Raw genomic sequence first — 15,644 nt, 5'->3', positions numbered from 1 at the left:
CTGTTTCTTAGGGCTTTTCTTCGTCGCCATCATGTTCGGGTAGCAGTGGGAAAGCGATAATGACGGCAAGTCCGGATCTGGTGCGAGACTTCGTCTTACGGGTCGGGTCCAGGTGTTGTGTGGCCGGATTCGTGACAAGATGGAGCCGACCGGTAACGGGCGCAGTGACAGTCCCGGAGTTTCGGAGATAGTCGAGGAGTACGTGCATGCCACCCAAGCCTGATGACGGGCAGCCCAGCAAGCCGATGCCCGAGGAATTGGGGCTGGGGGGCAACCCGTGGCCCGCCTACAAGGATCGGATCGAGAACAACGCGAAATGGGTGACATTCGACCCGGAGGCTGCGCTCAAACTCGGTACGGCGATCTCGAACATCATCACCGGCGTGCGCTCGCTGTCCTGGGGTGCTAACGGGCTATTCCCCTTGGGGCCGTTCACGACTCCGGCCATCACATCGGGAGAGGCGCTCTCAACGACGTACACCGAGGGGGGTGAGAAGATGTACCAGATCCTCGACGCGCACGTGAAGATTCTCAATGAGATGTTGGATGTTGTAGTCGCGGCCGCCAAGAACTATGAGAACGCCGAGACGACCAACGCGAACGACCTGGCCGAGATCGAAAAGATCGCCTACCCCAAGATCAATTCCCCGGATTACGGTGGCGGTAAGTCATATTCCATTCCCAAGCCCTCTACCGACGAAAACGGCTTGAACGGAATGGCCCTCGACGGCAACGGTATCGATCGTTACAACGACACCCCCAAGCCGGATATGAAGGGCGCCCAAATGGACAAGAGTGTCCGTATCGATCGCCCCTCCAAAGATCAACCATGGAAAGTGCTGTACGACAACGGCGAGCATATTCGAAATAACTATGTATCCTCCATTCTCGCTGACAAAGCCGGGCAATGGAGCCACATCGAGTCGAAGCTCCGGGAGTACTACACCGGCTTCAACGACCAGGTGACAACCGCGATGAACGGGCGTTGGGAGGGGGATGGCGCGCTGCACGTCAAGGAGTCGATCAACAAGTACGTCGAAACCGTCAAGCCTCTTCAGGACACCGCTGGTCACTACAAGCGGGCACTCGAGTTCGCCGCCACCTTCCTGGACTGGACGCAAGCCGCGGCGCCGCCGGTGGATCCTGAACCGAAACGCGGCGTCGAAGACGGAAACGATTACCAGCGCCTCGGAAATTACCAAGACTTCTTCGATCAGACGTATGGCGAGGGCATCGAATGGGCGGCTCAGAATGTGCCGCTGCTCAGCGATCCGACCACGCAGTTCAAAGGTCTGACGCCGCTGCCGAAGATACCCGGCGACCACAACGGCGACGGCAAGGTCAACAAGGACGACCAAAAAGAGGGCGATACCAACAACGACGGCGTAGTCGACCCCGAAGAGGCGAGAGCGCTGGCGGAAAAGAAGGCGAAAGAGGCGGCCGCCAAGCAGACCCCTGGTGGCGGCCCGCCGGGCGGTGGCCCGCCGAGCGCTCGTCCGAAGACCACCAATCCCACCAACGGATTGACCGCGGCGCAGAAGAAGCAGCAGCAGCAGGCTGCCGAGCGCGCCAAGCAGGACGAGCAGCGCCGCCGGGAATTCGAAGAGAAGATGCGCAAGGAAACGGAGCGGCGCGCCAAGGAACAGGAAGCCTACGAGAAGAAGCAGCGCGCCGACAACGATCGCCGGCAGGCCGAAGCCGAGCAGCGTGCCAAGGAAGCCGCCGCGAAGCAAGAGGCTTCCCGCAAGGAGCAGGAAGCCCGCGCCGCGGCACGGGAAGCGGCGTCGTCGGCGCAGCAGGCCGCCCAGCAAGGTATGGAGGCTGCGCAAAAGGCTGTGCAGGAAGCGCTTTCCGCCGGTCAGCAGGGTGCGACCGAGGCACTGGCGGCCGCCCAGCAGGCCGCGCAGAACTCGCTGAACGGGTCCGGCCTGCCCAAGGCCGCCGACCTGGCCGCCAAACTCGGCGGTGGCCCCGGGCCCGGCCCCAGCGCGCTCGCAAAGGGGCTGGGACTCTCCGAAGCGGCCAAACTCTTCCCTCGCGTGGGCGCGACCACATCGGCGCTCACCACCGGTACCGGTGCCGGTCTCGGTGCGCTCGGCAGCCGTGCCGGGGCCGCTTCGCAGGCGATGCCCGGTTCTCCCGGACCTGCCGGTGCCGCCGGTCAGGGCGCTGGGCAGGGCCAGCAAGCTTACAAGCGTCCCGCGTACCTCGAGTCCGACGCCCATCTGGATGAGTTGCTCGGTGAAGCGCCGAAGGTGGTCAGGCCAGTGGTCGAGCAGTGAGCCGTTCGTGGACGTTCACGGATATGGAGTTCGTGGCCCTGTGGTCTCGAGCCCGGGGCGGCGCGTTGCCGCCGCCGTTCACCTTTGTCACCGACATTCCGTACTACGACGACTTTCAGCGGGAATTGCGTAGCGTCCGGAATCGATTGCAGGCCGACGTGGATCCGAGGGTCGACGAGTTATGCGCGGAGCTGCGCGATCCGGACCTGAGCGTGGAGGTGCGCGGGGGCAGCGGTGCGGATTGGACCGACGCGAAGCAGACCATTCGCCTGCGCGCGGTCCGCTGTGGTAGCCGGGGCTATCTGGCGAAGCAGCTGCCGGGCAAGACGTATGACGCCTCGGGCGGTTTCACGATCACCGAGTGTGATCCGCTGGGCTTGGCCGCCGTCGTCGTGGCCGCGCTCCCGAAGGCCGAGGCGGGTAAGGGCAAGAATGTGACGTTGCCGATGCCGGTTACCGCCAAGACCGACGAGGGGTTGGACCACAGCTTCGGGACGTCCAACCTCTGGGACTCCTTCGACGACGACAACTCTGCTCGCGCGGAGAAGTTCGAGCAGATCGTGCCGGTTACCGAGGGCTACATCGTGGTTCGCCAGGGGCGGTCGGTCTACGGCCCGCGCGGGCAGCTACGGATTCAGCTCGGTTGGCGCGACCTGCCGGACGACGGCCGATACGTCATCGGCCCCGAACTGCCGCCGATCGCCCAGCCCGCCGACGACAACAAGTTCGCGGCGATGATCAACAAAGAGATCGCCAAGGTGATCCAGACCATCAAGGACGAACGCGCGTCGCTGCGCGAAGCCTGACGGAAGGTCCGCGGAACCTCAAGCGGCGGCAAAGTTCTCGTCATTATCGTTTCAGCGGCCGCTGCCCCTGCCAAGATCGGGACAGTTCCGATGCCAATCGTCGAGGTTCGTGATGTCCGGTCAGCAAGTCGAGATCCATCCGGAAAAACTGCGCCAGTCGTCGGGGACGATGAGCGGGGTCGCGGAAGAGCTACGTGCGGCGCAGCAGGCTGCCGCGGACGCGATCGCGAAGATCAAGTCCGCGGCCGGGAACGACAAATTCGGTGATCAGTTCCGGTTCGGCAGTGCGGGCGAGCCGGGATTCGACGAGTACAGCGCGACGCTCGTCGACAGCACTTCGATAATGGCGGAGAACCTGGACGAGGTCTCCGTCGGCTTGAACGACTCGGCCGATGCCATGGACGAGGTGGAGTCGGCCAATACCGAAGTCTTGAGCACCGACGGCCTGGCCGGAGGCGGGGGCGGGGGCGGCTCCGCTGGTGGCGGTGCCCCTGCCACCAGCGCCGCGCCTCTGCCCGAAATCCCCGAGCAGAGCCCGGACACAAGCGATCCCGCTCCTGCCGAGTCCACCGTGGAATCGTGGTCGGCCGCAGATCCACTCGGTACGGGATCCGTGGGTCTCGATGGCTTGACCGGCGGTCCCGGTCTGCTGGAGGGTCTGGGGCTGACCGGCCTGACAACACAGTCGGCAGCTGAGCAGGCGGACGCGGGCCCGGTACTCGCTGGGGGGCTCGATGCGTTGACCTCCGGTGTCGAGGCTGTGGGCACAGGCATCGGTGAGCTGTTGGAAATCCCGGCCGAGACAGAATCGCCGACCGACACGGCACCCGAGTAGAAGCGAGCGCACGTCCATGGGGGATAGGGCAAGGGAAGTCATCAAGGAGCAGATGTTCGCGGGGATGCGCGAACAGATCCAGGCCTTGGGTGCGGCGCAGCGCGAGCGTGCCGAGCTGATCATCACCGGCACTGCTGCGGGTAGCCGGGTCGCGGTGACGGTGAACGCTGATGGCGAGATTTTGGACGTCCGCATCGAGCCCGCTGCTTCCGGCATGAGCTATCGGCAGTTGTCAGTTGCTGTAACCGAGGCCGCCAAGTCTGCGCAACAGCAAGCGGCGCAACGCAATGCGGAGATCTTCGCGCCATTCCTCGGCGCCGCGGGGCGGAAACGCAAGGATTTCGCCGATGTGCTGGCCGATTTCGATGAGATCGCCGATATGATTCCCGGTCCGCAGCCGGTGGCTGTCAAGGCGCCGACGACCGAAGACAGCACCGCCGAAGTCGATGGCACCGCTGAGGGATTCGAAGAGACTCGGCACCGCCGTCCAGGCGGCGCGACCGACCTTTCCTGGTAGCGGTGTTCGCACACGATGAGTGAGGACAATCCGAACATCCCGGCGTGGGCGTGGCTACTGGAATTCTTCGAGTTCGTCGTGGGTTCCGACTGGCCGGCCGGCAGTATCCCCGAGATCGAGAAGATCGCCGCCGAACTGCGTGACGTCCAGGCGAAGGTCGAGGCCGCGCTCGGCCCGCTCCAACAGGGGATCAGTGAGGCCGATGCGGGCTACCCCGTAGGCGACGGCGGCGAAAGTATCGCCGGCGCACTGCAACCGCTTGCTACTGGCGATGCCTCGGTCGAAGCGCTGGCGGCGGCCTACGGCGAACTCGCGGGGGCGCTCGACGATTTCGCCGGCCAACTGTATTCAGCGGATGTGGAGGCGAACATCAACCTGGGGTGGTTCGCCACCGAGCTCGCCATCTCCTACGGGATGGGTTATGGAAAGTGGGCGTACCAGGCGAAGACCGTCGTGACCACCCGTTTGCGGTATTCGCTGCTCGGCCGTTTCATGCTGCGGGCCATTCAGATTCTGAAGACCAGATTCCCCTGGTTGAAGATACCGAAGAGCCTGGTCGGCAAGATCGCCTACGAGGTAGTGCAGGAAGGTTTGGAAGAGGTCGTCCAAGGCTTCATCACCGACAACCTGGTGCATCAGTTCACTACCGCGGCGGGCTATAAGTCCGATTTCACCGGCGAAAAGGCCTGGCAAAATGCTCAATTGAACTTGGTCGGCGGTATGACCGGTGGGCTGACAGGCGGCCTGCTCGGCAGGCGGTTCCCGATGTCGTCGCCACTGAACCCACAGAAGTGGTCGGACGCCTTCAAGGGCTACTCGACCGGTTTCGCCGCCGGCTTCGCCGGGGCGGCCGCGGCCCACGCGGCGACCCCGATGGTGACGGGCAAGTATGCCGAGTGGGACTGGAAGGCCGCGCTCTCCGGGGCGAACGCCAGTGGTCTGCCCAGCGCGGTATCTGGTTACCACCACGGGCACAACGGATTCGCGGGATTGCTGAGCGAGAGGAGCTTCCTCAACGGACGTCACGTGAACGCGGTTCCGGTGATGGACGGCGGTGCGGTATCGAAGGCCGTCACTCCTGTTAGCGGTGGTGGGGGAGTTACCCACGGCCTGAAGAGCGTTCAGCCTGTGCAGGCTGCGCCGACGGACTCCGAGGCTCCGCGGCGTGGCGCCACAGGTGAGCAGCAACCCGGCAAACGAGAATCGCATCGCATGGAAGCTGCTGCCAGACAAGGACCTCTGGAAGCCGTCACAGCGGACGTCCCGTCGAGTCCCGAAGCCGGACAGGCCGCCGTGCGGGCTTCGTCGCCGGCCGATATCGGGCTGGTGGCTGGTCCGGTCGCGGAGATCGATCCACCGGTGGTGAACGAGACTCCATACACCCCAATAGAATCAGGCTTGGAGATCGCTGGTACCGAGGTTCCTGCCACAGCCGAACTGGTGACGGTCGACGACCTGGTGCCGACCGACGGACCCGCGACCACTGAAGCCGGTCGTGACCCAGAGACCTTAGCCGCCGCAGCCCCTGCGCCGCCGCTTCCGCACGACTGCGCCTCGCATTCCCTGAGTCGGATCGACGAGTATCACCGTTCAGTCGTCTCGGTGCCACCGTCCGACCCCACACGACTGAACGGCATACCGTGGTGGGAACTTCGGCAATATCTCAATGGCGCGCGCCCGGAAGGATTCGCCGACGGCAAGATCACGGCGCACGCGAAGCTGGTCGAAGGCCTGCTGGAACGTGCTCGGAAGCAACCGGGGGCGGGGAACCTGTCGGCGTGGGTGATGGACAAGCGCGCGACCATCGGGACGGAGAAGAACGTAGTAGGCGGTCATACCTATGCGATCCGGTATCTGGGCGCTGTTGACGGTGTGGCCAGGTTCGAGGTGGCCGATCAGGAAGTGGTCTACGAGGGAACCGACGAGCGAGGCCGGGAATGGTTCCGCACTACCGCGGGCCGCCGGCTGTCGGTCGCCGAATTGGCGGGCGGTACAAGGGATACCACCGTGGCAACCTGGGCATTGGTCTTCCACGCCGATGCGGTCATCCGCGACGTCGGTGACCCGTTCGCCGCGCTGCCCGATGACGAGGAACGGTTCGGTGCCGACGCTGGATCGAGTGCTGAGCTTCCGTTGCACGCGGCGAAGCGATTCTTCCGCGAGTACGCCGACCCAGGCGGGCACTCGCCGCGGCCGCTGACGAACGCCGAATACACCTACGTCGCGGCCTTGGCGGAGCATGCCGGTATGACCGGCGAGCTGACCTGGCAGCACGAGGAAGCTCCCGCGCTGCGCAAGGAATTCGAGCGGTGGCGCGCGCACGGCGCGAAACACGCTCCGTTGCAGGCGCTGGCCGGCCTCGCGCAGGAGTATGCGGGTGTCCCTGGAAACATCTGGGGTGCTTGGGATTCCACGATTGCCCCGGAGTCGGATCTGCAGGCGATGGACGCGCTGCGCGATCGGCTCGCCGCCCAGTTGGATGTGCCGGCATCCGAGCTGACCGCGGATCGTCTTGCGAAAACTATTGCGGAGCAGAACTTTCGAACTCTGATCCGGGCCGGGGCGGTCGAGGCGCTCGCCGAAGCCGACCGCAGCCTGGTTCGTGCGCAGCGGGAGCTGGAGCTGGAGCAGCGCTATCGAAGCCAGCCCATTCTTCCGCCGCTGGATACATTCGGGGGCGAATCGGCTCGGCGGGAGTATCTGGCCGAGCAGGTATTGCGCCGAGCCGTTGCCGCACGTGACGAATGGGCGCGCAGGCTGGGGGTGGACGACACCGGCGTGGCCTCGAACCGGATTGCCGAAACGATCAAAGATTTACGCCGCGACGTGCTGGCTCGCGCCGCGGCTGTTACGCACCTGGCCGATGCAGTGCAGGCGGCGGCATCTTCCAGCGCCACACAGCGCTTCGATCTGGAGATCGGAGGCCAGCGGCTACCACTGATCGTGCAGGACGACGGTGGTGGTGGCTGGACTAAGCGTCCGGCGGCGCGCCTGGCGCCCCCGGACGTGGGCGTGCCGGCCGAGCCGAAACGCATCCCGAAGCGGTGGCAACGTGCTGCGACTCGGTTCGGTTTCACCAAATCGAACTGGCTCGAGCACTACATCTCCCCGGAATATCCATTTGGTTCGGGCGGAAATGGCACCCTCTACGGGAGTCTCATCGAAGGTTTCTCCGGGGTGGACTTGGCAGATCCAGCAGAGACGCCGGATCCGTTCTTCTTGATGTTGCAGTCCAAGCGGCTACGAGCCGACGCGCCGGCGTTCTGGCGGTTCCTCACCCGGCGCGCAATCTCCATGTCGGGTTTCGATCCGGCCAGACCGGCGATCACCGGATCGGTGCCACCTGCCTTTGCGGACCAAGCTATAACGGCGGAACCGAGCCGGGCGGCGCACACCCCTTCGCATCCGGATTTCGTTGAGCAGCAGCAGGATTCCGAGAACGCGCTGCGGCACCGGCGCGACCTCGGCCTGGTGTTGCAAGAGCTGGCCGAAAAGCATGGTGTGCGGCTGCCCGACTTGAACGCCACTTCGCGGGGACAGGCGTTACAGGAACTGCGGTATCGCGCTTTGCGTCATACCGCCGCGGTCGAGGCCTATGTGCAGGCGCTCGGTCGCTTCAAAGCCGAGGACCTGGTCCTGCCGTATCGGGCCGTCACCTTGATACAGAAACCGAACCCGCCGCGCGACCTCGAGCGCCGCGATCCGATACAGCAACTGCTGGTGGAGATTCGAGCGAAGCTGAAGGTCAACCCAGATGCGGTGAACCCGGAGGCCGGCCTCAACATGAACCAGACCCGAGAGCAGACCAAGCAGGGCAACTGGTGGGATCTGGGGTTCAATCAAACGCCCTTCGCGTTGAAGCTATACCGCGCAGCGCTGCGCCGTGAACAGCTGAAGAATGAGGTGATCACATGGGCGGACTGGCTAGGAGTAGATCGGGCCCAACCTCTCGATCAGCAGCTGCGCGCTTTACGTGACACCGGACTCGGCTTATCGAGCGCTGTAGATTCTTTCGAAAGACAGGCAACAGAGTACGAACAGGCAGAATCGCATTTCGATGCAGCGATCGCCGAGCTGGCGCGCATTGTCGGTGCCGACTGGATTCAGGCTCAGGGCGGGCAAATGCTCACCGAGGGGGTCGGTGTGATCGGGGGCCCGCGACCGCGGGTGGTAGTTGTCGATGGCGGCACTGGTCACGACAGCATGCTTACGCGTGCCTTGGCCGACCCCCAGCACGCGCACTGGGCGCAGGCGCTTACCGAGGGCGCATCAGACCTCGAATATCGGGTGGTCCGTCCAGATTCTGTAGCCGGGCCTCAGCTGGTGCACGTTCCGGCACCATCGGTGCATCATTCGGTGACCGAGGTCAAGGGCAGGCCAGTCGCTGTTACCGCGCTGCGCGACGGCACCGGCCCATTGCGGTTCATTTCCGAGAGGGAAACCGCCGCGCCCCCGGCGATGGGTAGCGGTCCCGCTGCGCCTTTGCCGGACTCGGAGGTGGTGGCGCGCTTCGAATCCGCCGCCGCTCAGCTGGGCGTGCCCTTGATCGATCTCGCTCCGGATGCGGTCGATCGGATAATCGACGACCGGCGAAACCAGCTGGCTTTGCGCGCTTTACGGGTCGGCGCGCTTTGCGATCATATTGCCGCCGGCAGCCGGCATCTGGTGGCATCGACAGCACGCCGGTTGCTGCATACGCTGTCTCCGGTCATCCAGGACGTCGACGCAGCCACCTTCGCCGTCGATCGCGAAGCTGCCTTCACTCGGTGGGCCGAAAAACACCAGTCCAAGATGGCCGACGTCCGTGTGCTGCTGGAGCTGGTCCGGAAAGAACCCGGCCTGCTGACTTTCGACGCTTTGCGCGGATCCGGGCCCACGGTGATGTTCGAGGACCTCGCACTGAAGGCGACAGGGCACATCGCCTCGGCCCGCGATTTCGCGGCTCGAAACTCCGCACTCGACGAGACGGAAATCGCGAAGATTCACCTGCTCGAGTCGAAGACAGTCGCGGATCTGTTGCACTCCGATCAGGACGCGGTCGTGCGAGTTATGCAGACCGACCCCGCAGCGGTAGGCGAGATCCTGCAAGCCGACTGGGCTATCGCAGCGAAGGTCATGCGGCTCGGACCAGAAGAAATCGCCAGAATCCGCCGTTCGGAGCCGTCAGAGGTCGCGAGTCGTCTGCAGACGGAGCCGGACGAGAACGCGGAAATCCCACAGCCCGAACAGGATTGGGCCCGCCTGATCGGGGTCGATCCGAAGCTGGCCTTCCCCGATCAGATCGTACCCGGTCAGCGGCTCGCCGCATCGAACAAAGCGGCGGCACTCTACGGACAGTTCAAAGGCAATACGGTTTTCGGGCGTCTGCAAGATTCGCCCGAGCAATTGGCGAAGGTTCGTGACGAACTGCTCGCGGAGATCGATGCCGATGCCGCCGCGCTGGATACGCTCGCAGCGCTGGCAGAGCGTTTTCATCAGATCCGGGATCACAGTCTTTTCGCCCGCCTGTCCGCCGCACTGATCAATCACTGTGTGCCGGAATCCTTCGACCATCTCCGTACGCAGCAGGGTGCGGTGACCAACGCCTTCGAGGTCGACCCGAATCGGGTGGGCGGGGTGTTGTGGAGCGAGCTGAAACCGGCCTTTCGCGGTTCGGAACCGGAGCGGTTCACCGACGACGGGGCCCTCGGTGGCCGAGCCAAGGTGATCCACGGCCTCCTGGCGCAAGCCGCGAAAACACCGAAACGAACAAAGATTTCGGCATGGGTGCTGGAACGGCGCACTACCGCCGGCAAGTACGCGGCCGATGGACACGCCTACACTGTGACGCTGCTGGGTAAGAACTCCGAGGGCAAGCCGCTTTTCGAGGTCAACGGCCGGCGAGCCGGCTACGACGGCGTCGAAGACGGTCAGGAACGTTTCGTCACCGAATCCGGTGCGCGCATGACGCTGACCGAGCTCGCGGGTGGCATCAGCAGCGAAGTAACCGGTACCTGGGCTGTGGTCTACAGCCGGAAGCCGAGATCGGACGTCGGCGAGATCGTGCTCGGGGTGGGTGAATCGAGCCCACCGCCGAGCGAGCTGCGCATCGGCTCGAGCACGCCTTTGTCGGACGGTCCGGAAAACGACCGAGCCGCGTTGCCGCGCAGTCACTTACCTGAAGTCGACGCGTCCGGCGTCGCGGAAGCAGTGGCGCGCGAGATCCTCTCGGCTGTGGACACCGTGCAGACCGCGCACCCCGAGGTCGCGCTACGGGCAATCCGCATCGGCCGGCTGTCATGGAAAGAGTTCGCCGAGTTCGACGCGGGCACAATAACGATCAGTGACGCCTGTCGCTCGGACCCAACCGGCTTCGCGGAAGGGTGGGCCCAGCAGATCGTGCTCGAAGCTCAGGTAGGCGTGCCGGACCGGCCCTACTACGGCGCGGTACTCGGTGAACTCGGGCATGCATTGGACGCGGCCGGGGAATACCGCGCCCACGAGCGGATCACGGAGACACTGGTCGAGCGTCATCGGTCGGTAGCGCCGGAAGAGGCGTACCCCAACTGGGAGGCGCGCCAATTTCTTGCGGACAGCTACACCGGTGACGGCGCTTTGGTCCGCGAGCACGCCCTGGCTCAATCATTTGCCGCGGTCCTGCACGAAGGCATCGTGGCAACCGAGGGGCAGCAGGCGCTGTACGAACTTCTGACATCGGAGGCGCGGGGTGGTTCACAGCCGAGCTGGCTGGTCGAACTCCAGGATCTAGCAGCCGAATTCGCCGCGGATCTGCGGGTACAGGGTTTCCAGACGGCCCAAACCGGCGCATTGGCTGCCAACCACTACCGCGCCGAATTACGATCGACCGCGGATATCGACTTCCTGATCCGGCCGACGGCCGCCGCGACCTTCACTGATCTGGCGGACTACCTGACCGATGCCGGGTACAGCGTGCAGACCGAGCACCGCCGGTCGGACGGCGAACTGGTTCTCCTGCGCGTGGAAAGGGTCGGCGTTTCCATCGACCTGCTCTGCCTCGACACCCCCTTCATCAGGCAGGCCATGGATCGAGCCGCCGACGGCCGGCTGCGGGCCGAGGACCTGATCGTTTTCAAGCTGATGGGCGGGCGATCCCACGATGCCGACGACATCCGATCGATCATGGCCGGATCGGATTCCCTCGACCTGGAACATATCCGGGCCTGGAGTGCGGACCGGGGCGTCGAGCAGGAGTGGGCGGGGTTCCAGTCCAGCCCCGATATCCCATTCCAGCTGGGCGCCGGCGCCGGTGACCTGACCCGCGCTCGGTTGGACGCGGAATTGCTGCAGGGCACAGCGGGTTTCGATGACGAACAGGCTGGAGCCGCCTACGCGCGGCAGTACTGGAACTCATATGTCGACCACCTCGCGCCGGAGACGAAACACGCTCTGATGGCAGCCGACCGATTCGGGTACGGATCGGTCAACGCCGCCCTGGGCTCCGGGGGTGAATCCGCTCGCTCGAACGAGCTCGTCGCGATGGCGGACGCGGCAATGGCCCAGCGCCCGGTACCCGACACCATCGTGGTGACCGCGGGAATCGAATTGGACGACAACGATTTCGACCACCCGGACCGCATGACGGGGCAGACTCGCGTCATCCCGGCCTTCTTGCCCACCACACCCAGCATCTACGAACCGGACGACATCGGGATGGAACGAGGTGCTCAGCCGGGCGCGATCCGCGCCGACGCCATCCTGCACCTGCGGGTCCCGGCGGGCACCCCGGCGATCTGGACCGAGCGAATCTACGACCCACCCGCCGCCGCCCCCAACCTGCTGCTTCCGCCCGGCATCACCTACCGGGTCCGCGCTGTCGTCGAAGACGAGGACAGCCTGATCCATCTCTACGCCGACCTACTACCGGCCCTGCCGGGGCCCGATCCGAGGGGGAATTCGTGACGAGCAGATGGGAGCTCAGCGACCTGGAGTTCGTTGCGCTCTGGGAACCGTTCCGAGCGGGCACGGTGCCACGGCCTTTTCAGTTCACCAGCCGGATTCCCGACTATGACGACTACCAGCGAGAGAAGGAAGCGATTCGGGACCGCATGCGAAATACCTTGGGTCAAGAGCTCGGTGGGGCCCTCGAAGCCGCCGCGTGTCCCGATATTCGCGTGGTTGTCGCCGGGTACGACGGTGCGGATCCGAAGGATCCGAAAGCGCAGGTGCGACTGCTCGCGGTGCGTCGTGGCGGGTTGGGCTACGTGCTGGTTCAATTGCCGGGCGAAACGCAGTGGCACAGCGGTGGATACATCATTGCCGAGCACGACGCACTGGTGCTCGCCATGGCTGTTGCCGAGGCGCTGCCCGACAAGTCGGCGGGTCGATTAGGGCGGCTTGTCCTGCCTCGTCAAGGTGACGACATGGACCACTCGTATCAACGCTCCGTGGCACACGAACTGACTCATGACCCGGATCGAGATCGCGCAGTGGAGTTTCGCCGCTCGCAGATCTGCGGCCAGGGCAGTATTGAAATATCCCAAGGAAGTTCACGGTTCGGTCCTCGTGGCATCGTCCGGCGCGTCCTGAGCTGGCGCGATCTGGACCGGGACGGCAGATATGCGGTCACCGCCGCCAACCCGCCGGTGGCGATCGGAGCCGGTGCTGAACGCCTCGCCGGTCTCATCAACGCTGAAATCGCCGAAGTGGTTCTGGCTATCAAAGATGAGCGCTCCTGAAGCTACCTTAAATCGAGGTAAGGCTTACTAAATTCCGGCGCGGCATCGGAGCGGTCGTGCCATCATGTGCGAGATATGGGGGGAGGCACCCGCTTCCGGTGCTTCCAAGAGGGTCAGGAGCACAATCAATGGGCGAAGACTTCAAGTGGTGGCAAGATCTCGCGTCGAGTGGGTCGATCAGGCTCGAGGACGGTGCCGCATTGCGCTGCGCGAATGCCTGCGTCGCTATGGTTGATCGGATACTCGGTGTCAAACAGTATGTCGGGTATGTAGATAACCTTCCGCCATATACGCCGCTGCAATCCGGTACCGACCTTGCGGCAGCACTGTCGGAGAAGGGCACAGAGCTGAAGGAACGGCTCGATCTGCACATGGAAATTTTGAATGACATGGTGGATGCCTTCGACGCGGCGGGTAGGGCATATGCCTGGGCCGAGGGGGAGTCGGCCGCCGAGATCAACAAGGTCTTGGCTGAGTTCGACAAAATCGATGTGCCGAGCAGCCCGAGTAAAGATGCGCTCGACAGCGAGCTCGGGAGCACGCCTCCGAGCTCGGGTCCGGAGTTCGACCCATGGGACACCAGTGGTACCCCGGATAGTGGAGATACGGAAGCATGGTTTGCCAACTACAACGGTAAGTACCAAGACACCGACATACGAGGAGAGTACGGCGATAGTCTGACACATCAACAGTTGTACGACATTCGCACGCATATGGACGATCACCAGGTAATCGGCCAGGTCAACACTGCGAATGCGGTCTGGCACTGGATGTCGGGTCAGCTGGAGGAACAGTTCATCGATCTCCACAATGAGCTGGAGAAAGTCAAAGAAGATTGGGAGGGACCGGGCGCAGAAGCCGCTGTCGGAGCTGCCAAGGCCTACGCGAACAGTGTTGATTGGCTGCAATTCGAAATGGCCTGGACCGGAGCGAATCTGCGCTACACGGTGCATTGGCTGCAGCGGACGAAAGATGGAATGCCGATGCATCCCGAACCGCTGATGAACTCGCATTTCGACGGTGCCGAAACGACCGATGGAGCGAAGGAAGTGATCGATAACGTCTACCGGCCGAGTATCAATGAGACTTCGGCCTACATACCGATCCTGACTGTGCCACGCGACCCGACTGACGAGAGCGACGGCAACACTGGTGCGGACAGCTGGCCGGGTGCCGGCCCGGGGATCGGCGCCGGGCCTTCGGGGGTAGGGATGAAAGGGTCGAGAGTTGGAGCGGGTGGGTCGGAGCCGCTTTCCGCCAGTGCATCCCAGTCGAGCCCGCTGTCCAGCCTCGGTCAGCAGCTCGCTGACGTGCTGCAGTCCGGCGCGGAGAGTGGGAAAGACTTGGCCGGTGCCGGCAATCCAGTAACGCCGGGGAGCCCGGCCAGCATGATGACGGCAAGCGCGAGTCCAGCGGGAAGCGGTGCCAAGTCGGGTTCCGGCGCCGGAGCCGGGCTCGGTGCGAGCAAGGAACTCAGCCGTCCGGCGAATCAGTTCCCCAGGGTCGGGACCCTGAATCCGATCGCGGCGGCTGTCAATCCGGCGGCCGGCCGGGCCGGAATGGCCTCGACCGGGGGGGTGCCGGGATCTCCGGGAGCGGCAGGTGCGGCAGGGCGCGGCGCCGGACAGGACGAGCGGCGCGAACGGCCGGAGTATCTCAGCAGCGCCGAGAACACCGATGAGGTGATCGGCGCACCGCAAGTGGTGGCCCGGCCGGTCTTGGACGAGTGAGCATGCCCCCAGTACTCCCGGCATACCGCCCGCCCGGATCCCACTACACTGATCAACGAGCAACGAGGGGTTGATGCGATGTCCACAGCGGCGAACATCAGTGGCACCATCTCGGTGAAGACCACCGAACAGGGTCTGCCACTGGCTATTTCGGTCGAGCCGGGGGAATTGCGGCGTGACCCAGCGGAGCTCGCGAGTCAGATCATGCGGTTGTGCCGGCAGGCGGCGAACCGGGCCGGTCTGGCGCGGCGGGAGCAGTTGCAGGAGGCGGGGCTCAGTAGTCAGATGCTGGCGCTGACCGGGCTGCCGAAGCCGGAAGATGTCGCGGCGCAGGAGTGGGTGGAGGAAGAGGAGTACGAGGAAGAGCCGCAGAGCTGGTTGAGGGACGCTTGATATGAGTACCAATCCGGTGATGGACGAGATCGAGGCGCGGGCGCAGCGGGCGCTGAACCGGCTGCGCGATCTCGGGGACGAGATGGCGAAGGTCCGCGGGCAGGAGACGTCCGAGGACGGCGCGGTCACCGTCGAGGTCGACGGCAATGGGACATTGCGGGACTTACGATTTACCAGCGCGGTGTCGCGAATGTCACCGAGCGAATTCGAGCAGGCCGTAGTTTCCACTGCGCACCGGGCGGCGGCTCAGGCGATGGGGCGGATGGGTGAGCTCATCACCGACTTCAATGAAGAATCCGCAGCTCAGGCCTAGTGCAACACCAAAGATTTACTCTCCCTTAAGACATTCAACCCGAATATTCACTGCGCGACACAACACGTGATC

At 64.3% G+C, this 15,644-nt stretch carries 9 protein-coding genes; all 9 read left to right on the top strand.

Annotation, left to right across the window (positions count from 1 at the left end):
• Positions 1-206 precede the first annotated feature (206 nt).
• A complete protein-coding gene (locus tag AB0M14_RS01680; protein WP_364987182.1) occupies positions 207-2,282 on the top strand; it encodes a hypothetical protein in 2,076 nt (691 codons plus the stop codon).
• Between the two features lie 23 nt (positions 2,283-2,305).
• Positions 2,306-3,088 carry an ESX secretion-associated protein EspG gene (locus AB0M14_RS01675; protein WP_364987178.1) on the top strand — a complete coding sequence of 261 codons (783 nt, stop codon included), beginning with the start codon at positions 2,306-2,308 and terminating at the stop codon, positions 3,086-3,088.
• 112 nt (positions 3,089-3,200) lie between these two features.
• The gene (locus AB0M14_RS01670; protein WP_364987175.1) at positions 3,201-3,923 is read left to right on the top strand and encodes a hypothetical protein; all 723 of its coding nucleotides are present in this window, start codon (positions 3,201-3,203) and stop codon (positions 3,921-3,923) included.
• Positions 3,924-3,975: 52 nt separating this feature from the next.
• Positions 3,976-4,440, top strand: coding sequence for a YbaB/EbfC family nucleoid-associated protein (locus AB0M14_RS01665; protein WP_364987172.1), 465 nt, complete (start codon positions 3,976-3,978; stop codon positions 4,438-4,440).
• A 15-nt stretch (positions 4,441-4,455) separates the two neighbouring features.
• On the top strand, positions 4,456-12,360 hold the full coding sequence (locus tag AB0M14_RS01660) for a hypothetical protein (RefSeq protein WP_364987169.1): 7,905 nt from the start codon (positions 4,456-4,458) through the stop codon (positions 12,358-12,360).
• Complete coding sequence (locus AB0M14_RS01655) at positions 12,357-13,136, top strand: ESX secretion-associated protein EspG (protein WP_364987166.1); 780 nt, start codon at positions 12,357-12,359, stop codon at positions 13,134-13,136. The genes AB0M14_RS01660 and AB0M14_RS01655 overlap by 4 nt, the downstream gene beginning before the upstream one ends.
• 128 nt (positions 13,137-13,264) lie before the next feature.
• Positions 13,265-14,866: a hypothetical protein gene (locus AB0M14_RS01650; RefSeq protein WP_364987163.1), complete on the top strand. Its 1,602-nt coding sequence runs from the start codon at positions 13,265-13,267 to the stop codon at positions 14,864-14,866.
• A gap of 78 nt (positions 14,867-14,944) precedes the next feature.
• Positions 14,945-15,259: a hypothetical protein gene (locus AB0M14_RS01645; protein WP_364987160.1), complete on the top strand. Its 315-nt coding sequence runs from the start codon at positions 14,945-14,947 to the stop codon at positions 15,257-15,259.
• A gap of 1 nt (position 15,260) precedes the next feature.
• Positions 15,261-15,572 carry a YbaB/EbfC family nucleoid-associated protein gene (locus AB0M14_RS01640; RefSeq protein ID WP_364987157.1) on the top strand — a complete coding sequence of 104 codons (312 nt, stop codon included), beginning with the start codon at positions 15,261-15,263 and terminating at the stop codon, positions 15,570-15,572.
• Positions 15,573-15,644: the final 72 nt, after the last annotated feature.

It is taken from the genome of Nocardia sp. NPDC051832 (assembly GCF_040681285.1).
Taxonomy (GTDB): domain Bacteria; phylum Actinomycetota; class Actinomycetes; order Mycobacteriales; family Mycobacteriaceae; genus Nocardia.
This window is presented reverse-complemented; position numbering and strand designations above follow the sequence as displayed.